Raw genomic sequence first — 20,253 nt, 5'->3', positions numbered from 1 at the left:
GCTCGCGCGGATTCCCGTCGTGCTGGTCACGGACATCTACGCGAGCGCGGCACTGCTCGGTGCGGTCGTCGTCGTGTCGTGCCGGCGACTCGGCTGCCCGCCCGTTGTCGCGGCCGTGCTCGGCGGCGTCGCGTGCTTTGCGCTGCGGATCGCGGCGGTGAGGTTCGGCTGGCAGTTGCCAAAAATTGCCGCGGGGGCATAGGCGCCCGGCTCACGACTGCTTCGTTGCCGCCGGCACGTCGAACACGCGGTCGAACGCCCACTGGAACACGAACGCGTAGCAGAAGAAGAACGCGAACAGCCCGATATCGACGACGAACGCATCGAACCACGAGATGTCGAGCCACCCCGACACGACCGGCACGAGGATGAAGATCAGCCCGCCCTCGAATCCGGTGGCGTGCAGTATGCGCCGCCCGAGCGTACGCGCCGGCTGCCGGCGCGACGCTTCCCAGCGCTCGAACAGCGCGTTGAAGATCAGGTTCCACAGCATCGCGATCGCCGACATCGTCGCCGACAGCGCGCCTGAATAGACGAGATCCTGCTTGAAGATCGCCGCGATCACGGGCGAGATGCAGGAAATGGCGATCGCTTCGTAGAGCACCGCCTGCGTGATCCTGCGCGGTAGGCCTTGCACGGGTTCCTCCTGTTCGAGGGCAACCGCCGCGGCGCCATGCCGCGACGTCCCGCAAGGCTAGCCGCGTTGCGCACCTGCTTCAATTCACCTAATCTCACCCCGATTGAATCGAATTCAACCCGGCCGCGTCCGGCCCGCGAGGCTCCGTGTTCTCGAAAATTCCCCTGACCGCATTGCGTGTATTCGAAGCGTCGGCACGGCTCGGCACGTTCAAGGCCGCAGCCGATGAACTGTCCGTGACGCCGGCCGCCGTGTCGCACCAGATCAAGTCGCTCGAGAGCCGCGTCGGCGTGCTGCTGTTCGAGCGCGGCGCGGGCGGCGTGCGGCTGACGGAAGAAGGCGAGCGGCTGTTTCGCGCGAGTCACGATGCGTTGCTGGCGTTGAGTCGCGGGCTCGACGCGCTGCGTCCGGATGCGGCCGACGAGCGTGCGCTCGTGCTGACCACCACGCCCGCCTTTGCGGCGATGTGGCTGATTCCGCGTCTCGGCGCGTTTCGTCGCGTCGATCCGCATCTGCACATCAAGGTCGAAACGGGCAACGCGCTCGTCGATCTCGAACGGGATGCACGGATCGATCTCGCGATTCGCGCGACGTCGCGAAAGTTTCCCGCGCTGCACGAGATTGCGTTGATCGACGAATATTTCGGTGCGTATGCGGCCGCCGGGTTCGACGCGCATCGCACCGACGAGCCGCTCGACCTGATCGAGACCGTGTGGGATACGCCGCTGCCCGTGTCGGTCGACTGGGCGTCGTGGTGCCGCGCGGCGGGCCGGGAAGCGTGGCTCGAACGCGCGGTGTTTCGCCATTACGACGACGAGCATTACGCGTTGCAGGCCGTGCTGCACGGGCAGGGTATCGCACTGCTCAGCTCCGTGCTGGCCGCCGAGCATGTCGAGCGCGGCGCGTTGGTGCCGATTGAGCCCGCGGTGCGGCTCGCCGGTGCGCGCTTCGTCGCGCTGTGCCGGCCGGGGCGGGAGCGCGAGCCGCAGGTCAGGCGGTTTCTCGACTGGCTCGAAGCGGAAATCGCACGGACGCGTGCGTCGGTCGGGCGGATAGCGCCGGCTGCGTGAAGCGCCGGTCGGTTACGCCGGCGCGCGAATTCCGTTCGGCAACGTGCGGATGGTTGCGTTTCGTTTGGTGTCCGCGCGTGATTAACCGAAGCGCACGCAATACACCGGCGGCAAATGCGCCGATACCTGTTGCCAGTGCTCGCCGCCATCGGCGGACGTCCATAACCCGCCGGTCGTCGACGCCATCGCGAGGCGCGTGCCGGAATCGTCCACCGCGAGCCCGTGCCGGTACACGAGGTCGTACGCGGGCGCGGCCGGCAACCCGTTCGACAGGCTCTCGAAACTGCGGCCGCCGTCGCGCGTGCGCGTGACGACGAACCGGCCGTTTACCGGAATCCGGCACGCGTCCTTCACGGCCGGCACGAACCACGCGGTATCCGGTTCGTGCGGATGCACGGCCACCGCGAAACCGAAGCTCGACGGCTCGGCTTCGATGCGCCGCCAGTGTTCGCCGCTATCCGTCGAGCGGAAGATCGCGCAGTGATGCTGCATCCATAGCACGTCCGGGTTGGCCGCGCACTGCACGACGCGGTGCGGGTCCTGCATGTTCGGCTCGCCGCGCCGCTCGGGCGGCATGTAGTCGGCCTCCATGCCTTCCGCGGTCACGCGCCACGTCGCGCCGCCGTCCGCGGTCTGCCAGACGCCGCCGCACGAGATGCCGACGGTGACGTGCCGGCTGTCGCGCGGATCGACCATCACCGAATGGATGCCCGGCGCGTCGTACCCGCCGCCGCCCCATTCGGCGCGTTCGGGGCGATTCCACAGCGCGCGGTTGAGTACCCACGAATCGCCGTGATCGTCGGAGCGGAACAGGCCGCCGGGAATCGTGCCGGCCCACAGCACGCCCGGTTCGTCCGCGCCGCCGGTTTCGAGCGACCAGATTTGCTGAAGGGTCCACGGCGGCTGCGGCGATCCGGTAGGCGCGTCGGCGGTGTCGACGCTGCCTGCGTGCGTGTCGGCGCGGGCGGGCGACGCGTCGGCGGGCTGGGGCGGATAAACCGGGACTGCGCATTCCTCCCAGTCGGTGGCGCCGGCTCGCAGGCGATGCAGTTTCACGCCGAAATGGCCGAGATTGAGTGCCGCATACAGCGTGCGGTCGCGCGGGTCGGCGAGCGCCATGCTGACTGGTTCGCCGATGAAATGCGGTTCGCCGGGCGTCCAGCCGCCATGACCGTCGGGTTGCAGGACGAACAGGCCCTTGCGGGTGGCGACGAGCAGTCGATCGTTCATGTTGCGATGTCTCCGGATGGTCCGCCTTGGTGAGACGGCACTTGGTATGGGGATGTGCTCGGGCATCCGGTCCCTTTATCCGCCGGTCAGCGCCTGTACGACATACACGCGGCTGGTGGCCCCGAGCGCATCGGACAGGCGCTGCCGGTCGCGGATCGGCTGGCCGTCGATGAACACCGACAGGTGCTTTCGCAGCGCACCCTGGTCGTCGACGATGTAGCCGCGCAGCCGCGGCTGCTCGTTGAAAATGGTGTCGAATGCCTCGCCGACCGTATGCGCGTCGACGTCGCGCTCGGGCGTTTCGACATGCCGCTGGATCGACGCGGCGAAGAAGAGATGCGCCATGGCGGTAGCTGGCAGGAGCCGCACGAAGGGACGGCTTGTAGTGTAGGCGATCCGGCGGGTGTCGAAAGGCGGAACGGAGCGGCCGCAAGCGATGGCGTTTGCCATGGCGTCTGCGCGGGCTGGCGGCGGCTAAACCGGAATCGACCGCCCCCTGATCCGGATGCCGAGCCGCACGACCCCGATCACCGCATTCGACAGCCACATCAGCCAGCGCGGCATTCCGCGCCGACGGATATCGAGCAGCAGCACGATCCGCACGGCATCGCTGTCGTTCCACACCTCGTGCGTGAACGTGTCGTCCCACAGCAGGAAGCGGCCTTCGTCGAGCCGGTATTCGTGTCCGTCGACCTTCAGCACGGCGGCCGGCGTGCCGTCGGCGCGCTTCGGCATCGACAGCACGAGATAACCGCGCAGGATGCCGCGAAACGGCCCGCGATGCGGCGGGATGTGCTTGCCGGGCGCGAGGAACGACAGCGACGCGGACAGCACGTCCGGCGACGCCGCGACGAGCGACGCGACGGTCGGGCAGCGCGACAGATTGCGCGGAAACGGCTGGCCGTACGCCTGCATGATGAACATGCGCCAGTCGCGTGCATCGTTGGCCGAGATGTCGTACTGCTCGCGCATGATTTCGTGAAAGCGCGGGATGCGCGGCATGTCGCGTGCTACCTCCAGCGCCTCCGCGCGGATCGCCGGCCACGCGCGCACGAAACGCTCGGCATCCGGGAATGCGGACGCGTCGAGCACCGCACCGCTGTCGATATGGCGGTCGTACAGCGTGCGCAGCAGGGCGGCTGCATGGTCGTAAGCGGCGGACATGTCGATCGATGGGCGGCCCGGATGAAGTGGGGGTCAGTCTGCCCGAAGCACGGCGGGCATTGCGTTACGTCAGGTTACGCCGGCTGACGAATGAATGACAGTTCGATGAACGTTCGGCAGGCGCGCATGGAAAGGCGGGAATAAACCCGGCCCCTCCGTCGTCATACGGGTGTAGCACGTCGTCTCGTTGACTGATGAAGCTGATGAAGGAGTGGAACATGAACACGCACTGGCTGGTAGCCGCCACGGTGGCGGCGATGTCTCTCGCAGGTGTCGCGACGCAAGCGTCGGCACAGGCGCTCACGCGCGAACAGGTCCGGCAGGAACTGATCGATGCACAAAACAACGGGCTGCGCTTCGTGACCGATACGTCGTATCCGGACGTGAGCCCGCTGTTCCAGCAGCCGGCCGAGCGGATGCCGCAGCGGCAGGCCAGCACGGCGGTCGGCAGCGATCCGGCCGTGTCGTCCGACGCGGGCAAGCCGGCGGCGATGTCGCCGCGTCGAGGCGCCGCCGCATGCGTCGGCCCCGCGAGCTTCTGCACGGTCTATTTCGGAAGCTGAGCCGCGGGCCTGCATTCTCAGGTCACGCAAATCCCGTGGTTGATCGATACGTCACATTGAAGGAGTTCATGATGAAAACATATATCGCACTACTGACGATGATCGCTGCGATCGTCGGTCAGTCGGCATTCGCACAATCGGCCGCACCGTTGACGCGTGCGCAGGTTCGCGACGAACTGATTCGCCTCGAAGCGGCCGGGTACGACCCGGCGAAGGGCGACGACGGCGAGTATCCGGCCGATATCCAGGCCGCGGAAGCGAAGCTCGCCGAGCAGGATGGCGCGCGGATGGCGGCGTCGGCGACGCGGGCGGCCGAGCCCGGCATGCCGGCGCAGGTCGGCAACTAGGCGCCGTTATGTACCCGTGTTGCGCGCGACCGTCGGCATCGCGGCACAGCGAGGCACGTGCGCGGCGTGTCGCGCGGAGACGAATCGTGTGGAGCGGTGGTGCGGTGTTGTCCCGGCGTCGATGTGTACTTCAGGCAGGCGGCCGGGACGCAACGCGCGTCGCTCGATGTCGGGGAATCGGCCAGGCCACGTTCGGCCGGGCTGCACCGATGCGGCCCGACCCCGCGCAACTCAGCGCTGTTCGTCCGCGATATGGCTGCGGATCACGTCCACGAACGACGTGTCGCCCTTCAGCCCGAGCGCTTCCGCACGCGACGTATCCCAGCGGCCGGGCCAACTGCCGACGATCTTCTCGACGCGTTCGTCGGGCGCATGACGGATCAGCTTCACGACCTCGTCGCCCGCGACTTCGCGCAGCGCCGCGATCATCTCGTCGACCGATACCGACAGCCCCGGCAGGTTGATCACGCGCTTGTTGCCGAGCTTTGCGCCGTTGATCTCGCACCCGGCGACGAGCGCGTCGATCGCGCCGCGCGGCGACAGCAGCCACAGCCGCGTCGAGCCGGGCACCGGGCACACGCTTTCCTCGCCGTTCAGCGGCTCGCGGATGATGCCGCTCGCGAACGACGACGCGGCCGCGTTCGGGCGGCCGGGCCGTACGCTGATGGTCGGCAGCCGCAGCACGCGGCCGTCGACGAAGCCGCGCCGCGCGTAGTCGCACAGCAGCAGTTCGGCGATCGCCTTCTCGGCGCCGTACGACGATTGCGGGTTGAGCGCGGTGTCGTCCTGCACGACGTCGGGCAGCGCGCCGCCGTACACCGCGACGGAGCTCGTGAACACGACGCGCGGCTGGTGGCCGCGGGCGCGGCACACTTCGAGCAGGGTGCGCGATGCATCGAGGTTGATCCGCATGCCGAGATCGAAATCGGCTTCGGCCTGCCCGCTGACGATCGCCGCGAGGTGGAAGATCGCGCCCGTCTGCGTGTCGATCGCGCTGTCGAGCACCGCGCGATCGGCGATGTCGCCGACGATCGACGTCACGCGCGCATCGCCGAAATCGCTGCCCTTGACGACGTCGAGCAGCACCAGCTCGTCGATCTTCTCGATACGGCCGTCCGGGCCGGTCAGTTCGCCGCGCTCGAGCAGCTTGCGCGCGAGACGCTGGCCGAGAAAGCCGGCGCCGCCGGTGATCAGTACTTTCATGTTGTTGACCCTCTGGGAAATACGGGAATTACAGATATGTCTTGAGCCAGCCGAGGCCTTCCGACGTACCGGCCTTCGGCCGATACTCGCAACCGATCCAGCCGTCGTAGCCGAGCGCGTCGATCAGCGCGAACAGGTACGGGTAGTTGAGTTCGCCGACATCCGGCTCGTGGCGTTCCGGCACGCCCGCGATCTGGATATGGCCAATGCCCGCGAAATCGCGCTTGAGCTTCATCGCGAGATCGCCTTCGACGATCTGGCAGTGGTAGCAGTCGAACTGCACCTTCAGGTTCGGCGCGCCGACTTCCGCGCGGATCGCCTGCGCGTCGTCCTGGCGGCTCAGGAAGTAGCCGGGCATGTCGCGCTGGTTGATCGGCTCGATCAGGATCGTGATGCCGTGCGCGGCGGCCGCCTGCGCCGCATGACGCAGGTTCGCCAGATACGTGTCGCGATGGCGCGCGCGGTCGGCGCCCGGCGGCACCATGCCGGCCATCACGTGCAGCTTCTTGTTGCCGATCACGCGCGCATAGTCGAGCGCCAGGTCGATGCCGCGGCGGAATTCGTCCTCGCGGCCAGGCAGCGATGCGATGCCGCGTTCGCCCGCGGCCCAGTCGCCCGGCGGCGCGTTGAACAGCGCCTGTTCGAGGCCGTGCGCGTCGAGGCGCGCGCGGATGTCCTCGGCGGCGAAGTCGTACGGGAACAGGTACTCGACGGCCTTGAAGCCGTCATGGGCGGCAGCGGCGAAGCGTTCGAGAAACGCATGCTCGGTGTACATCATCGAGAGGTTGGCGGCGAAGCGTGGCATGGCGGCGGGTCCTGTGTATGAATGGGGCGGGGCGCCGTGCGCCCCGCGTCGAATGATGAATCGGCCAGCGGCGAATCAGCGGTTCACGAGTTTGGCGGGCGTGAGCCACACGGCGATCGCGCCGATCACGAGCATTGCGGCGAGCACGTACATGCCGGACGCGGTGCTGTGCGTGGCGTCCTTCAGGTAGCCGATCACGTACGGGCTCGCGAAACCGGCGAGGTTGCCGACCGAGTTGATGATCGCGATCCCGGCCGCGGCCGCGGAGCCCGCGAGGAACGCGGTCGGCAGCGACCAGAACAGCGGCGCGCAGGTCAGCACGCCGCCTGCCGCGAGCGACAGGAACACGATCGACACCGCCGTATTGTGCGAGTACGACGCGGCGACCGCAAACCCGATCGCGCCCATCAGCGCCGGCACGATCAGGTGCCAGCGGCGTTCGCGCCGCTTGTCCGCGCTGTGGCCGAACAGGTTCATCACGACGATCGCGACGACGAACGGAATCGCCGACAGCAGGCCGATCTGCAGCGTATCGGTAATGCCGGTCGATTTGACGAGCGTCGGCATCCAGAACGTGAGCCCGTACTGGCCGGTGACGAACGCGAAGTAGATCAGCGACATCCACCACATGCGCGGGTCCGAGAACACGGCCTTCAGCGAATGGCCGTGCTGCTGCTGTTCCTGCGGCTGCGCGGCGATTTCGTCCTCGAGCAGCTGCTTCTCGCGCTCGTCGAGCCACTTCGCGCCGCGGATGCTGTTGTCGAGATACAGGATCGTCGCAATGCCGATGAGCACGGCCGGCACGGCCTCGATCATGAACATCCATTGCCAGCCGTGAAAGCCCGAGCCGCCGTGGAAGCGCTCCATGATCCAGCCCGACAGCGGGTTGCCGAAGATGCCCGACACCGGAATCGCGGACATGAACACCGCGATGATCTTCGCGCGGCGATGCGACGGGAACCAGTACGTGAGGTACAGGATCACGCCCGGATAGAAGCCGGCTTCCGCGAGCCCGAGCAGAAAGCGCAGCACGTAGAACTGCGTCGGCGTCTGCACGAAGGCGAACAGCGCGGACAGCAGGCCCCACGTGATCATGATCCGCGCGATCCAGATGCGCGCGCCGAGGCGGTGCATCAGCAGGTTGCTTGGCAGTTCGAACAGAAAGTAGCCAAGGAAGAAGATGCCGGCGCCGAGTCCGAACACGGTTTCGCTGAACGCGAGATCCTGCGACATCTGCAGCTTGGCGAAGCCGACGTTCACGCGGTCGAGATATGCGACCACGTAGCAGAGCATCAGGAACGGCACGATGCGCCAGAACACTTTCTTGTAGGTGCGGTCGAGTTCGCCCGATTGGGCGGCCGCGGCGGGCGAGCGGCTTGCGGCCGCGTCGAGAGCAGTCATCGTCGTCTCCAGGACTATGGTGTGCCGGCGGCGCGTACGCCGCCGGATCGTGTGTGTGCTGACGGAAAGGCCCGCGCACACGGCGGGCATGAAAACCGGTACGGACTACTGGGCGATCAGGGCACGACGCGTTACCAGCGCGCGCCGAAGGTCTGGCGCAGTTCGTCGAGCGCCGCGTCGGTCAGCGGTTCGGGCTTCGGCTGGGTCATCAGCCACAGCCGCGCCGTTTCCTCGAGCTCCTCGAGCGCATACGACGCGTGCGATACCGACGGCCCCCACATCACGGGGCCGAGGCGATCGAGCAGCACGCCGCGCACCCGGTCGGCCAGCGCCGCGACTTCGGCCGCGACGGCCGGGTCGCCGGGGCGGCGGTAACGGATCAGCGGGATGTGGCCGACCTTCATCACGTAGTACGGCGTGATCGGCGGCAGCACGTCGGTGTCGCGCCACACGCCGGCGAGCGTCAACGCGACGAGATGCGTCGAATGCGTGTGGACGACGCCGTTCGCCTCCGCGTTGCGCGCGTAGATGCCGCGATGCAGCGCGAGCGTCTTCGACGGCTTGCCGCCCGAGACGGGTTGGCCGTCGGTGCCGACCTTCGCGATGTCGTTCGGGTCGAGCCGGCCGAGGCACGCGTCGGTCGGCGTGATCAGCCAGCCGTCATGCAGGCGCGCGCTGATGTTGCCGGCGCTGCCGACCGCATGGCCGCGCGCATACAGGCTCGCGCCGACGACGCAGATCTCTTCGCGCAGTTTCGCTTCGTCGCTCATCGTGCGGCTCCGTCCAGCGCGCGCAGCGCCTTGTCGAAAAAGTCCGTGGTGCCGAAGTTGCCGGATTTCAGCGCGAGGCCGAGCGGCTGCGCGTCGATGGTGGCCGTGGCCGGCACGCCCGGATCGATCTGCGCGCCGATCTGCAGCGACTTCACGTCGAGCGCCTGCACGACTGCGCCGGACGTCTCGCCGCCGGCGACGACGAACTTGCGCACGCCGAGTTCGCGCAGCCCGCGGGCGATCGCCGCGAGCGTGCTTTCGACGAGATGGCCGGCCGCGTCGACGCCGAGCGCCTGCTGCACGGCCTTCACTTCGTCGGGCGTGGCGGTCGCATAGATCAGGACGGGCTGGGGCAGGTGCGAGCGCGCAAACGCGAGCGCCTGATCGACGACGGGCTCGCCGCGCGAGGCCGCGAGCGGATCGATACGGAAACTCGGACGCGTCGCGCGCCATGCGGCGACCTGCGCGTTGGTGGCTTTCGACGCGCTGCCGGCGAGCACGGCCGACAGGCCGTCGATGCGCGGCAGCGACGCCGCGTTGTCGCGCTCGGGCAACTGCTCCGCGCGGCGGAAATTCGCCGGCAGGCCGAGCGCGATGCCCGAGCCGCCGGTGACGAGCGGCAGGCCCGCGCACGCTTCGCCGAGCACGTACAGATCGCGGTCCGACAGCGCGTCGGCGATTGCGAAACGGGCGCCTTCCGCGCGCAGCTGGTCGATCCGCGCGCGCACGGCCGCCGCGCCGAGCGCGATCGTGTCGTAGCGGATCAGGCCGACCGGCGACTTCGTCTGCCGTTGCAGCACGCGCATGAGGTTCGCGTCCTTCATCGGCGTGAGCGGATGATTTTCCATCCCCGATTCGTTCAGCAGCACGTCGCCGACGAACAGGTGGCCGCGGTAGATCGTGCGGCCGTTCTCGGGAAACGCCGGGCACGCGATCGTGAAGTCGCCGCCGGCCGCATCGAGCAGCGCGTCGGCCACCGGCCCGATGTTGCCCGCGTCGGTCGAGTCGAACGTCGAGCAGTACTTGAAGAAGAACTGGCGGCACCCTTGCGCGCGCAACCATGCGTACGCGGCGAGCGATTGCGCGACGGCGTCGGCGGCGGGGATCGTGCGCGACTTCAGCGCGACGACGATCGCGTCGGCGTCGACGATCGTGTCGGCAGCGGCGCCGTCGGCGGGCACGCCGATCGTCTGCACGGTGCGCATGCCGCTCTTGACGAGCATGTTCGCGAGGTCGGTCGCGCCGGTGAAATCGTCGGCGATGCAGCCGAGCAGGGGACGGGAAGCGGAAGCGGTCATGGCGGGAACGTCGTTCGAATCAGCGGGCGGGCGGCAGCGTGATGCCGGGGAAAGTCTTGATCACGGCGGAATCGTCCTCGCCGCCGTGGCCGGCGCTCGATGCGCTCATGAACATCTGGTGCGCGGTGGCCGACAGCGGCAGCGGGAATTTGCTGCGGCGCGCGGTATCGAGCACGAGGCCGAGATCCTTCACGAAGATGTCGACGGCCGATAGCGGCGTGTAGTCGCCGTTCAGGATGTGCGGCACACGGTTCTCGAACATCCACGAATTGCCCGCGCTGTGCGTGATCACGTCGTACAGCGCATCGGCATCGACGCCCTCGCGCAGGCCGAGCGCCATCGCTTCGGCGGCCGCCGCGATATGCACGCCGGCCAGCAGCTGGTTGATGATCTTCACCTTCGAGCCGATGCCGTGCGCGTCGCCGAGGCGGTACACCTTGCCCGCGATCGCGGCGAGCACGTCCTCGCAGCCCGCATACGCGGCGGCCGGGCCCGACGTCATCATCGTCATCTCGCCGGAGGCCGCGCGCGCGGCGCCGCCCGACACCGGCGCGTCGAGCATCTGCAGGCCGGCCGCTTCGATGCGTGCGCCGAGCGCGACCGCGAATTCGGGCGCGACGGTCGCGCTTGCGATCACGACGCCGCCCGGCTGCATCGCCGCGACCGCGCCGTGTTCACCGAACAGCACCGTTTCCGTTTGCGCGGCATTGACGACGAGCGTGACGACGACGTCGCATTGCGCGCCGAGTTCGGCTGGCGTCGCGCACGCGATGCCGCCTTCGGCGGCGAACGCCTGCAGCACGGTGTCGCGCACGTCGCATGCGTGCACGCGCAGACCGGCGCGCAGCAGCGAGCGTGCGACGCCGAGGCCCATCGCGCCGAGGCCGATGACTCCAATATTTCGTGACATGGTCAACCTTGATCGATTCGAGAGAGGTTCTGGACAACGGCGGCGGGCGCCGCCGGCTTCAGCAGATGCCGGCTTCCGCTAGACGGCGGGCGGCGTTGTACATGTGCGTGCGCGCCGCGTTGCGGGCGGCCATCGGGTCGCGTGCGCGGATCGCGTCGGCGATCGCCGCGTGCTCCTCGCGCACCTGCCGCGAGAAATCCTCGCGCGTCGCTTCGTTGCTGCGTGTGACCTTCACGCCGGCTTCGAGGTACTGGTTCAGGAACTGCAGCGTCTTCAGGAAATACGGGTTGCCGGTGACGGCCGCGATCGTGCGGTGGAACGCGACGTCTTCCGCGACGCCGTCGCGCCCTTCGGCCACCGCTGCGTCGATCTTGCGCAGCGCGTCGTCGATGTCGGCCATGTCGTCGGCGGTGTGGTGCAGCGCGGCCTCGGCCGCGACTTCGGCCTCGATCGCGCGGCGCACCGCGAGCAGGTGCGGCAGCGAGCTCGCCTCGACGGCTTCCGCGTAGTCGATCCGCAGCGGCCGGATCGCACCGTGCTGGTTCACGAATACGCCGCTGCCCTGGCGCGGCTCGACCACGCCCTCGTTCTTCAGCCGCGAGATCGCCTCGCGGATCACGGTGCGGCTCACGCCGAATTCCTGCGCGAGCACGGCTTCGGTCGGCAGCTTGCCGGTGGCCGAGAAGCTGCCCACTTCGATCTGCTTGAGCAGTTGCTGCGCGACATGGTCGCTCATCGCGCGGGCGGGAATTTTCTCGAACATGATGCTCAGATTTGTAAGGTGATGTGGTCATCATACAAATTTGAGCGTGCATCAGCATCCGGGATAACCCTCGTTTACGGAAGTCAATGTCGGCTAAGTTGATTGGAACCGGTTCCAAAAGATTCGAAACCGATGCGAACGTGCGCCGTTCCTGCGGTTGGCCAAGAAAGGGGCGAGTGCCCTGGGGGCGTCAGTCGGCGATGTCCTCGACCGGGTCGGCCGACGCATCGAGCGCCGCATCGACTTCGGCCACGTCGCCGCCGCGCTCGCGATACGTCGCCGGCGGCACGCCGAACTGCTTGCGGAATTCGCGCCCGAGGTGCGACGCATCGGCGAATCCGCAACTCGACGCGATATCGGCGACCGTGCGGTCCGAACTCGTCAGCAGCCACGCGGCCGTGCGCAGCCGCACCTGTTTCGCGAAGGCCTGCGGACTCTTGCCGGTTTCCGCCTTGAACAGCCGCTCGAGCTGCCGTGTCGACAGGTCGAGCTTGCACGCCAGTTCCTCGAGCGGCAGCGCACGCCCGACGTGCTGTTCCATCAGAAGAATCGCGCGCTTGACCTTCGGATGCGTAGCCGGCTCGAGGCCCGGCGGATGCGGCTGCGGCGCGTTGCCTTTCTGCATCTCGCCGACCAGCAGGATGCGCAGCGCCTTCTGCACGGTCGCATGATCGAAATGGCGCAGCAGGATCGCGGCGGCGACGTCGATCGACGCGCGGCCGCCCGAGCACGTGATCCGGCGCCGGTCGATCACGAACAGCCGGTCGGCGATCAGCAGGTCGGGATCGGCCGACGGAAAGCGCTCGATGAAATCCCAGTAATGAAACCAGCTCACGCAGGTGCGGTAGCCGTCGAGTACGCCGGCGCGCATCAGCGTGAACACGCCGGTGCAGATGCCGACCACCGTCGCGCCGCCCGCCGCCGCGCGGCGGATGAAGTCGAGTGTTTCAGGGCCGGCCTGCGGCCCCGAATGCAGCAGCCCGCCGACTACCACCACATAGTCGAACGGCTCGGCCGCGTCGAACGTCTCCCACGGCGTGATCTGGATCCCGCAACTCGCGCGCACCGGCGCGAGCGTCTCGCCGATCACGCTCCATGCGCAGCGCACCGGCTTGCTGTAGTCGCCGTCGTCGGCCGACAGCCGCAGCATGTCGACGAAGCCGGAGAAGGCCGTCAGCGTGAAGTTCGGCAGCAGCACGATGCCGAAGCGGATGCGCCGCGGCGCGGGTTCTGCGAGGGGGGAAGCGGGTACGTCGGGGGTCATCGCGGCCAATCTCTTCACGCCGGGCAGGCGGTCTCACTCGTTTCACTCGGTTTGCGGGTTGCAGCGGCCGGAGGCGGCGCGGATGCAGCCAGCGTCGCCGATCGGCCGTGGCCGGACTTGTGGTTTTCCGTCGCGAACCATCGCCAAAACGCACTTTCGGGCCGGCCGGCGCGGCGCTTGGCGGCGCTATCCCACGCCGATGCCGTTTTTGTTCTATCGGCCGATTTTACGCTTTGATGTACTGGGGCCCAACGACATTTCACGCATGCAACCCAAAGGAAGCCAGATGAACGTCAGCGCGTTCGACCTGTTCAAGATCGGCATCGGCCCGTCCAGTTCGCATACGGTCGGCCCGATGATCGCCGCGTGCCGCTTCGCGTCGCACGTGGAGGACGCGAACCTGCTCGGCTTCGTGCGCCGCGTGCGGGTCGAGCTGTACGGCTCGCTCGGCGCGACCGGCAAGGGCCACGGCACCGACAAGGCGGTGCTGCTCGGCCTCGAGGGCCACCTGCCCGACACGATCGATCCGGACCTGATCGAGCCGCGGCTCGCCGCGATTCGCGCGGAGAAGTCGCTGTCGCTGCTCGGCAAGCAGACGGTGCGCTTCGACGAGAAGGAACACATCGGCTTCTATCGCAAGCTGATGAGCGGCACGAGCATCGTGCATCCGAACGGGATGCGCTTCCAGGCATTCGACGAACACGGCCAACTGCTCGTCGAGAAAGAGTATTACTCGGTCGGCGGCGGTTTCGTCGTGAACCGCGACGGCGATCGCGTGAACGGCGTGCGCGCGGCGGTCGAGGTGCCGTATCCGTTCCGCACCGGCGACGACCTGATGCGCCAGTGCCGCGAACACGGGCTGTCGATCGCCGAACTGATGCTGCGCAACGAATGCGCGCTGCGCCCCGCCGACGAAGTGCGCGCCGGGCTGCTCGCGATCTGGCGCACGATGGCCGCCTGCGTCGAGCGCGGCTGCAAGGTCGAGGGCGACCTGCCGGGGCCGATGCGCGTGAAGCGCCGCGCGGCCGAGCTGAACGGCCGCCTGCGTTCGCGTTCGGAAGAGTCGCTGCGCGACCCGCTGTCGATGCTCGACTGGGTCAACCTGTATGCGATGGCCGTCAACGAAGAGAACGCGGCCGGCGGCCGGGTCGTCACCGCGCCCACCAACGGCGCGGCCGGCGTGATTCCCGCGGTGCTGCACTACTACGTGAAGTTCGTGCCGGGCTCGAACGAAGCCGGCATCGTCGAATTCCTGCTGACGGCCGCGGCGATCGGGATCATCTACAAGGAAACCGCGTCGATCTCCGGCGCGGAAGTCGGCTGCCAGGGCGAAGTGGGCGTCGCGTGCTCGATGGCCGCGGCCGCGCTCGCCGCCGTGATGGGCGGCACGCCGGACCAGGTCGAGAACGCGGCCGAGATCGGCATGGAGCACAACCTCGGGATGACCTGCGACCCGGTCGGCGGGCTCGTGCAGATCCCGTGCATCGAGCGCAACGCGATGGGCGCGATCAAGGCGCTGAACGCGTCGCGCATGGCGCTCAAGGGCAACGGCCAGCACTACGTATCGCTCGATTCCGTGATCAAGACGATGCGCGAAACCGGCGCCGACATGAAGACGAAATACAAGGAAACGTCGCGCGGCGGTCTCGCCGTGAACGTCATCGAATGCTAACGAAGGATCCAAACATGAGCCGCTACTCGATATTCAGCCTGTTCCGCAACGGCCTCTCGTATCACGAGAACTGGGAAAAGCAGTGGAAGAGCCCGGAGCCGAAGAAGGAATACGACGTCGTGATCGTCGGCGGCGGCGGCCACGGCCTCGCGACCGCGTACTACCTCGCGAAGGAGCACGGGATCACGAACGTCGCGATCCTCGAGAAGGGCTGGATCGGCGGCGGCAACACCGCGCGCAACACGACGATCGTGCGCTCGAACTACCTGTGGGACGAATCGGCCGCGCTGTACGAGAAGGCGATGAAGCTGTGGGAAGGGCTGTCGCAGGATCTGAACTACAACGTGATGTTCAGCCAGCGCGGCGTGATGAACCTCGCGCACACGCTGCAGGACGTGCGTGACACCGAGCGTCGCGTGAACGCGAACCGCCTGAACGGTGTCGACGCCGAATTCCTGACGCCCGCGCAGATCAAGGAAATCGAGCCGACGATCAACCTGAACAGCCGCTACCCGGTGCTCGGCGCATCGATCCAGCGCCGTGCGGGCGTCGCGCGCCACGACGCGGTGGCCTGGGGCTTCGCACGCGGCGCGGATCGCGCCGGCGTCGACATCATCCAGAACTGCCAGGTGACGGGCATTCGCCGCGAAGGCGGCGCGGTGGTCGGCGTCGATACGGTGAAGGGTTTCATCAAGGCGAAGAAGGTCGCGGTGGTGGCCGCCGGCAACACGACCACGCTCGCCGACATGGCCGGCGTGCGTCTGCCGATCGAAAGCCATCCGCTGCAGGCGCTGGTGTCCGAGCCGATCAAGCCGGTCGTCAACTCGGTGATCATGTCGAACGCGGTGCACGCGTACATCAGCCAGTCCGACAAGGGCGACCTCGTGATCGGCGCCGGTATCGACCAGTACACGGGCTTTGGCCAGCGCGGCAGCTTCCACATCATCGAAAGCACGCTGCAGGCGATCGTCGAGATGTTCCCGGTGTTCTCGCGCGTGCGGATGAACCGCCAGTGGGGCGGCATCGTCGATGTGTCGCCGGACGCGTGCCCGATCATCACCAAGACCGACGTGAAGGGCCTGTATTTCAACTGCGGCTGGGGCACCGGTGGCTTCAAGGCGACGCCAGGCTCGGGCTGGGTGTTCGCGCACACGATCGCACGCGACGAACCGCATCCGCTGAACGCACCGTTCGCACTCGACCGCTTCTACACGGGCCACCTGATCGACGAGCACGGCGCCGCCGCCGTCGCGCACTAACCGCACTGAGGAGAAAGAAACATGTTGCTGATCGAATGTCCGTGGTGCGGGCCGCGCGCCGAATCCGAGTTCACGTGCGGCGGTGAGGCCGACATCGTGCGCCCGGTGGCGAACGAGACCATGACCGACCGCGAATGGGGCGAATACGTGTTCATGCGCGAGAACAAGCGCGGGCTGCACAAGGAGCAATGGCTGCACACGCAGGGCTGCCGCCGCTGGTTCAAGGTGACGCGCGATACGGTCACCTACGATATCAAGGGCTACGAAAAGTTCGGCGGAGCATCTGCCGGCAACGCACACGAAGAGGGCACGAGCAAATGAGCCAGAAAGACCGCCTCGGCACCGGTGGCCGCATCAATCGCGCGATTCCGCTGACGTTCACGTTCAACGGCCGCACGTACCAGGGCTTCCAGGGCGACACGCTCGCGTCCGCGCTGCTCGCGAACGGCGTGCATTTCGTCGCGCGCAGCTTCAAGTACCACCGTCCGCGCGGGATCGTGACGGCGGATGTGGCGGAACCGAATGCCGTCGTGCAGCTCGAAACCGGCCCGTACACGGTGCCGAACGCGCGCGCGACCGAGATCGAGCTGTATCAGGGGCTTGTCGCGACGAGCGTGAACGCCGAGCCGACGCTCGAGAACGACAAGTACGCGATCAACCAGAAGCTCTCGCGCTTCATGCCGGCCGGGTTCTACTACAAGACCTTCATGTGGCCGCGCAACATGTGGCCGAAGTACGAAGAGAAGATCCGTGAAGCGGCCGGCCTCGGCAAGGCGCCCGAAGTGCTCGACGCCGATCGCTACGACAAGTGCTACGCGCACTGCGACGTGCTCGTGGTCGGCGGTGGCCCGTCGGGCCTCGCCGCCGCGCATGCGGCAGCGACGGCCGGCGCGCGCGTGATCCTCGTCGACGACCAGCGCGAACTCGGCGGCAGCCTGCTGTCGTGCCGCGCGGAGATCGACGCGAAGCCCGCGTTGCAGTGGGTCGAGAAGATCGAAGCTGAACTGCGCAAGCTGCCCGACGTGACGATCCTGTCGCGCAGCACCGCGTTCGGCTACCAGGACCACAACCTCGTGACGGTCACGCAGCGCCTGACCGATCACCTGCCGGTGTCGATGCGCAAGGGCACGCGCGAACTGCTGTGGAAGGTCCGTGCGAAGCGCGTGATCCTCGCGACCGGCGCGCACGAACGGCCGATCGTGTTCGGCAACAACGACCTGCCGGGCGTGATGCTGGCGGGCGCGGTGTCCACCTACGTGCATCGCTTCGGCGTGCTGCCGGGCCGCAACGTGGTCGTGTTCACGAACAACGATCGTGCATACCAGACCGCGCTCGACCTGAAGGCGTGCGGCGCGAAGGTGACGGTCGTCGATTCCCGCGCATCGTCGAACGGCGCGCTGCCGGCCGCTGCGAAGCGGCAGGGCGTGACGGTGATGAGCGGTGCGGTCGTCACGGCCGCTTCGGGCAAGTGGCGCGTATCGTCGGTCGACGTCGCGTCCTACTCGAACGGCCAGACCGGCGGCAAGCTGCAGACGCTGCCGTGCGACCTCGTCGCGATGTCGGGCGGCTTCAGCCCGGTGCTGCACCTGTTCGCGCAGTCGGGCGGCAAGGCGTGCTGGAACGACGAGAAGGCGTGTTTCCTGCCGGGCAAGCCGGTGCAGGCGGAAGCGAGCATCGGTGCGGCGGCCGGCGAATTCGGGCTGGCTCGTGCGCTGCGGCTCGCGGTCGATGCGGGCGTGGAAGCGGCGAAGGCCGCGGGCTTCACGGCCGCGCAGCGTCCGGCCGCACCGCAGGTCGCCGAAGCCGTCGAAGGTGCGCTGCAGCCATTGTGGCTCGTCGGCAGCCGCGAGGCCGCGGCACGTGGACCGAAGCAGTTCGTCGATTTCCAGAACGACGTCGCGGCGGCCGACATCCTGCTCGCCGCGCGTGAAGGCTTCGAGTCGGTCGAGCACGTGAAGCGCTACACGGCGATGGGTTTCGGCACCGACCAGGGCAAGCTCGGCAACATCAACGGGATGGCGATCCTCGCGGGCGCGCTCGGCAAGACGATTCCGGAAACGGGCACGACGACGTTCCGCCCGAACTACACGCCCGTGTCGTTCGGCACGTTCGCGGGCCGCGAGACGGGCGACTTCCTCGACCCGATCCGCAAGACGGCCGTGCACGAATGGCACGTCGAGCACGGCGCGATGTTCGAGGACGTCGGCAACTGGAAGCGGCCGTGGTACTTCCCGAAGAACGGCGAGGATCTGCATGCGGCCGTGAAGCGCGAATGCCTCGCGGTGCGCAACGGCGTCGGCATTCTCGACGCGTCGACGCTCGGCAAGATCGACATCCAGGGCCCGGACGCGGTGAAGCTGCTGAACTGGATGTACACGAACCCGTGGAACAAGCTCGAAGTGGGCAAGTGCCGCTACGGGCTGATGCTCGACGAAAACGGGATGGTGTTCGACGACGGCGTGACCGTGCGCCTCGCCGACCAGCATTTCATGATGACGACCACCACCGGCGGCGCGGCGCGCGTGCTGACGTGGCTCGAGCGCTGGCTGCAGACCGAATGGCCCGACATGAAGGTGCGGCTCGCGTCCGTCACCGATCACTGGGCGACGTTCGCGGTGGTCGGCCCGAAGAGCCGCAAGGTCGTGCAGAAGGTGTGCCAGGACATCGACTTCGGCAATGAAGCGTTCCCGTTCATGAGCTACCGCAACGGCACGGTTGCCGGCGCGAAGGCGCGCGTGATGCGGATCAGCTTCTCGGGCGAGCTGGCCTACGAAGTGAACGTGCCGGCGAATGCGGGCCGCGCGGTGTGGGAAGCGCTGATGGCGGCCGGCGCCGAGTTCGACATCACGCCGTACGGCACCGAGACGATGCACGTGCTGCGCGCGGAGAAGGGCTACATCATCGTCGGCCAGGACACCGACGGCTCGATCACGCCGTTCGATCTCGGGATGGGCGGCGTCGTCGCGAAGTCGAAGGACTTTCTCGGCAAGCGTTCGCTGTCGCGTTCGGATACCGCGAAGGAAGGCCGCAAGCAGTTCGTCGGCCTGCTGACCGAAGACGAACAGTTCGTGCTGCCGGAAGGCGCGCAGATCATCGCGAAGGACACGCAGGTGTCGGCCACCGATCCGACGCCGATGATCGGCCACGTGACGTCGAGCTACTACAGCCCGATCCTGAAGCGCTCGATCGCGCTCGCGGTGGTGAAGGGCGGCCTGAACAAGATGGGCGAGAGCGTCGTGATTCCGCTGGCCAACGGCCGGCGCATCACCGCGAAGATCTCCAGCCCGGTTTTCTACGATACCGAAGGGGTGCGTCAGCATGTGGAATGAAACGAGAAACCAGACGCAGGTGGCGGGTGCGGGCGGCGTGACGCTTGAATCGCCGTTCGTCGGCGCGGCCGACGTGCTGAAGGCGCACCAGGCGCGCGCGTCGAAGAAGTTCACGCTGCGCGAGCGGCCGTTCCTCGATCTCGTCAACGTGCGCGGCGAGTTGAGCGATTCGGCCTTCGTCGCCGCGTTCGAGCGCGTGGTCGGCTGCTTGCCGCCCGCGGCGCCGAACACGGTGGCGCGCGGCGCCGAATACGACGTGCTGTGGCTCGGCCCCGACGAATGGCTCGTGCGGTCGAACGGGCCGGTCCAGGCCGGCGTGCTCGAAGCGAAGCTGGCCGAGGCCGTGCAGGGCTCGTATGCGGCGGCCGTCGACGTCGGCAGCGGCTACACGGTGGTCGAGATCAGCGGCGAACGCGTGCGCGACGTGATCGCGCGCGGCTGCCCGCTCGATCTGCATCCGCGCGTGTTCAAGCCGGGCCAGTGCGCGCAGTCGCACTACTTCAAGTCGCCGATCACGCTGATCCCGACCGGCGACGACACGTTCGAGATCGTCCTGCGTCGCAGCTTC

The 20,253-nt window shown here is 67.6% G+C and carries 20 protein-coding genes and 1 pseudogene; 9 read left to right on the top strand and 12 right to left on the bottom strand.

Annotated elements, in window-relative coordinates:
* A pseudogene (locus JMF90_RS01580) lies at positions 1-202 on the top strand (trimeric intracellular cation channel family protein); the annotation flags it as partial.
* Positions 203-211: 9 nt separating this feature from the next.
* Here the strand turns inward: JMF90_RS01580 and JMF90_RS01575 are convergent.
* Positions 212-637: a PACE efflux transporter gene (locus JMF90_RS01575; RefSeq protein WP_011547019.1), complete on the bottom strand. Its 426-nt coding sequence runs from the start codon at positions 635-637 to the stop codon at positions 212-214.
* Between the two features lie 146 nt (positions 638-783).
* Here JMF90_RS01575 and JMF90_RS01570 point away from each other — a divergent pair, with 146 nt between their 5' ends.
* Positions 784-1,707 (top strand): LysR substrate-binding domain-containing protein, encoded by a 924-nt coding sequence (locus JMF90_RS01570; protein ID WP_011547020.1) that lies wholly within the window; start codon positions 784-786, stop codon positions 1,705-1,707.
* Between the two features lie 81 nt (positions 1,708-1,788).
* Here the strand turns inward: JMF90_RS01570 and JMF90_RS01565 are convergent, their stop codons facing one another.
* From JMF90_RS01565 to JMF90_RS01555, 3 genes are all read right to left on the bottom strand, one after another.
* Positions 1,789-2,937, bottom strand: a complete 1,149-nt coding sequence (locus tag JMF90_RS01565) for a hypothetical protein (RefSeq protein ID WP_041489355.1) — start codon at positions 2,935-2,937, stop codon at positions 1,789-1,791.
* A gap of 75 nt (positions 2,938-3,012) precedes the next feature.
* Entirely contained in the window at positions 3,013-3,282 is a 270-nt protein-coding gene (locus tag JMF90_RS01560) for a MoaD/ThiS family protein (protein ID WP_077177923.1), read from the bottom strand.
* 129 nt (positions 3,283-3,411) lie between these two features.
* On the bottom strand, positions 3,412-4,101 hold the full coding sequence (locus tag JMF90_RS01555) for an aspartyl/asparaginyl beta-hydroxylase domain-containing protein (protein ID WP_011547023.1): 690 nt from the start codon (positions 4,099-4,101) through the stop codon (positions 3,412-3,414).
* 218 nt (positions 4,102-4,319) lie between these two features.
* On the opposite strand from JMF90_RS01555, the gene JMF90_RS01550 reads away from it, so the two are divergent.
* Positions 4,320-4,664, top strand: coding sequence for a DUF4148 domain-containing protein (locus JMF90_RS01550; protein WP_041489464.1), 345 nt, complete (start codon positions 4,320-4,322; stop codon positions 4,662-4,664).
* A 71-nt stretch (positions 4,665-4,735) separates the two neighbouring features.
* The gene (locus tag JMF90_RS01545; protein WP_011694835.1) at positions 4,736-5,011 is read left to right on the top strand and encodes a DUF4148 domain-containing protein; all 276 of its coding nucleotides are present in this window, start codon (positions 4,736-4,738) and stop codon (positions 5,009-5,011) included.
* A 231-nt stretch (positions 5,012-5,242) separates the two neighbouring features.
* Here the strand turns inward: JMF90_RS01545 and denD are convergent, their stop codons facing one another.
* From denD to JMF90_RS01505, 8 genes are all read right to left on the bottom strand, one after another.
* Positions 5,243-6,214, bottom strand: a complete 972-nt coding sequence (gene denD, locus JMF90_RS01540; RefSeq protein WP_011694834.1) for a D-erythronate dehydrogenase — start codon at positions 6,212-6,214, stop codon at positions 5,243-5,245.
* 28 nt (positions 6,215-6,242) lie between these two features.
* Positions 6,243-7,019, bottom strand: a complete 777-nt coding sequence (gene otnI, locus JMF90_RS01535) for a 2-oxo-tetronate isomerase (RefSeq protein ID WP_011547027.1) — start codon at positions 7,017-7,019, stop codon at positions 6,243-6,245.
* 75 nt (positions 7,020-7,094) lie between these two features.
* Positions 7,095-8,420 (bottom strand): MFS transporter, encoded by a 1,326-nt coding sequence (locus JMF90_RS01530; RefSeq protein WP_011694833.1) that lies wholly within the window; start codon positions 8,418-8,420, stop codon positions 7,095-7,097.
* Between the two features lie 131 nt (positions 8,421-8,551).
* Positions 8,552-9,190 carry an aldolase gene (locus tag JMF90_RS01525; protein WP_011547029.1) on the bottom strand — a complete coding sequence of 213 codons (639 nt, stop codon included), beginning with the start codon at positions 9,188-9,190 and terminating at the stop codon, positions 8,552-8,554.
* Positions 9,187-10,488: a 3-oxo-tetronate kinase gene (gene otnK / locus JMF90_RS01520; protein ID WP_011547030.1), complete on the bottom strand. Its 1,302-nt coding sequence runs from the start codon at positions 10,486-10,488 to the stop codon at positions 9,187-9,189. Before otnK ends, JMF90_RS01525 begins: the two co-directional genes overlap by 4 nt.
* A gap of 19 nt (positions 10,489-10,507) precedes the next feature.
* The gene (ltnD, locus tag JMF90_RS01515; RefSeq protein WP_011547031.1) at positions 10,508-11,398 is read right to left on the bottom strand and encodes an L-threonate dehydrogenase; all 891 of its coding nucleotides are present in this window, start codon (positions 11,396-11,398) and stop codon (positions 10,508-10,510) included.
* A 58-nt stretch (positions 11,399-11,456) separates the two neighbouring features.
* Positions 11,457-12,161, bottom strand: a complete 705-nt coding sequence (locus JMF90_RS01510; protein ID WP_006480587.1) for a FadR/GntR family transcriptional regulator — start codon at positions 12,159-12,161, stop codon at positions 11,457-11,459.
* 190 nt (positions 12,162-12,351) lie between these two features.
* Positions 12,352-13,425 carry a GlxA family transcriptional regulator gene (locus JMF90_RS01505; protein ID WP_041489669.1) on the bottom strand — a complete coding sequence of 358 codons (1,074 nt, stop codon included), beginning with the start codon at positions 13,423-13,425 and terminating at the stop codon, positions 12,352-12,354.
* 286 nt (positions 13,426-13,711) lie between these two features.
* Here JMF90_RS01505 and JMF90_RS01500 point away from each other — a divergent pair, with 286 nt between their 5' ends.
* The 5 genes from JMF90_RS01500 to JMF90_RS01480 all read left to right on the top strand — a co-directional run.
* A complete protein-coding gene (locus JMF90_RS01500) occupies positions 13,712-15,097 on the top strand; it encodes an L-serine ammonia-lyase (protein WP_011694831.1) in 1,386 nt (461 codons plus the stop codon).
* A gap of 14 nt (positions 15,098-15,111) precedes the next feature.
* On the top strand, positions 15,112-16,356 hold the full coding sequence (locus JMF90_RS01495) for a sarcosine oxidase subunit beta family protein (RefSeq protein WP_006480591.1): 1,245 nt from the start codon (positions 15,112-15,114) through the stop codon (positions 16,354-16,356).
* 21 nt (positions 16,357-16,377) lie between these two features.
* A complete protein-coding gene (locus JMF90_RS01490) occupies positions 16,378-16,677 on the top strand; it encodes a sarcosine oxidase subunit delta (RefSeq protein ID WP_011547035.1) in 300 nt (99 codons plus the stop codon).
* On the top strand, positions 16,674-19,685 hold the full coding sequence (locus JMF90_RS01485; protein ID WP_011547036.1) for a sarcosine oxidase subunit alpha family protein: 3,012 nt from the start codon (positions 16,674-16,676) through the stop codon (positions 19,683-19,685). The genes JMF90_RS01490 and JMF90_RS01485 overlap by 4 nt, the downstream gene beginning before the upstream one ends.
* On the top strand, positions 19,675-20,253 hold a 579-nt coding region (locus JMF90_RS01480), incomplete at its 3' end, for a sarcosine oxidase subunit gamma (RefSeq protein ID WP_201324938.1). The genes JMF90_RS01485 and JMF90_RS01480, both read left to right, overlap by 11 nt.

It is taken from the genome of Burkholderia sp. E168m23 (genome assembly GCF_016586125.1).
In the GTDB taxonomy this organism is placed as follows: domain Bacteria; phylum Pseudomonadota; class Gammaproteobacteria; order Burkholderiales; family Burkholderiaceae; genus Burkholderia; species Burkholderia orbicola.
This window is presented reverse-complemented; position numbering and strand designations above follow the sequence as displayed.

Excerpts from the sequence above, each read along its gene's own strand:
- ltnD (WP_011547031.1), bottom strand. The coding sequence starts at position 11,398 with ATGTCACGAAATATTGGAGTCATCGGCCTCGGCGCGATGGGCCTCGGC.
- JMF90_RS01490 (WP_011547035.1), top strand. The coding sequence starts at position 16,378 with ATGTTGCTGATCGAATGTCCGTGGTGCGGGCCGCGCGCCGAATCCGAG.
- JMF90_RS01510 (WP_006480587.1), bottom strand. The coding sequence starts at position 12,161 with ATGTTCGAGAAAATTCCCGCCCGCGCGATGAGCGACCATGTCGCGCAG.
- JMF90_RS01550 (WP_041489464.1), top strand. The coding sequence starts at position 4,320 with ATGAACACGCACTGGCTGGTAGCCGCCACGGTGGCGGCGATGTCTCTC.
- JMF90_RS01525 (WP_011547029.1), bottom strand. The coding sequence starts at position 9,190 with ATGAGCGACGAAGCGAAACTGCGCGAAGAGATCTGCGTCGTCGGCGCG.
- JMF90_RS01530 (WP_011694833.1), bottom strand. The coding sequence starts at position 8,420 with ATGACTGCTCTCGACGCGGCCGCAAGCCGCTCGCCCGCCGCGGCCGCC.
- otnI (WP_011547027.1), bottom strand. The coding sequence starts at position 7,019 with ATGCCACGCTTCGCCGCCAACCTCTCGATGATGTACACCGAGCATGCG.
- JMF90_RS01560 (WP_077177923.1), bottom strand. The coding sequence starts at position 3,282 with ATGGCGCATCTCTTCTTCGCCGCGTCGATCCAGCGGCATGTCGAAACG.
- JMF90_RS01500 (WP_011694831.1), top strand. The coding sequence starts at position 13,712 with ATGAACGTCAGCGCGTTCGACCTGTTCAAGATCGGCATCGGCCCGTCC.
- denD (WP_011694834.1), bottom strand. The coding sequence starts at position 6,214 with ATGAAAGTACTGATCACCGGCGGCGCCGGCTTTCTCGGCCAGCGTCTC.
- JMF90_RS01505 (WP_041489669.1), bottom strand. The coding sequence starts at position 13,425 with ATGACCCCCGACGTACCCGCTTCCCCCCTCGCAGAACCCGCGCCGCGG.
- JMF90_RS01545 (WP_011694835.1), top strand. The coding sequence starts at position 4,736 with ATGAAAACATATATCGCACTACTGACGATGATCGCTGCGATCGTCGGT.
- JMF90_RS01555 (WP_011547023.1), bottom strand. The coding sequence starts at position 4,101 with ATGTCCGCCGCTTACGACCATGCAGCCGCCCTGCTGCGCACGCTGTAC.
- otnK (WP_011547030.1), bottom strand. The coding sequence starts at position 10,488 with ATGACCGCTTCCGCTTCCCGTCCCCTGCTCGGCTGCATCGCCGACGAT.
- JMF90_RS01485 (WP_011547036.1), top strand. The coding sequence starts at position 16,674 with ATGAGCCAGAAAGACCGCCTCGGCACCGGTGGCCGCATCAATCGCGCG.
- JMF90_RS01495 (WP_006480591.1), top strand. The coding sequence starts at position 15,112 with ATGAGCCGCTACTCGATATTCAGCCTGTTCCGCAACGGCCTCTCGTAT.
- JMF90_RS01565 (WP_041489355.1), bottom strand. The coding sequence starts at position 2,937 with ATGAACGATCGACTGCTCGTCGCCACCCGCAAGGGCCTGTTCGTCCTG.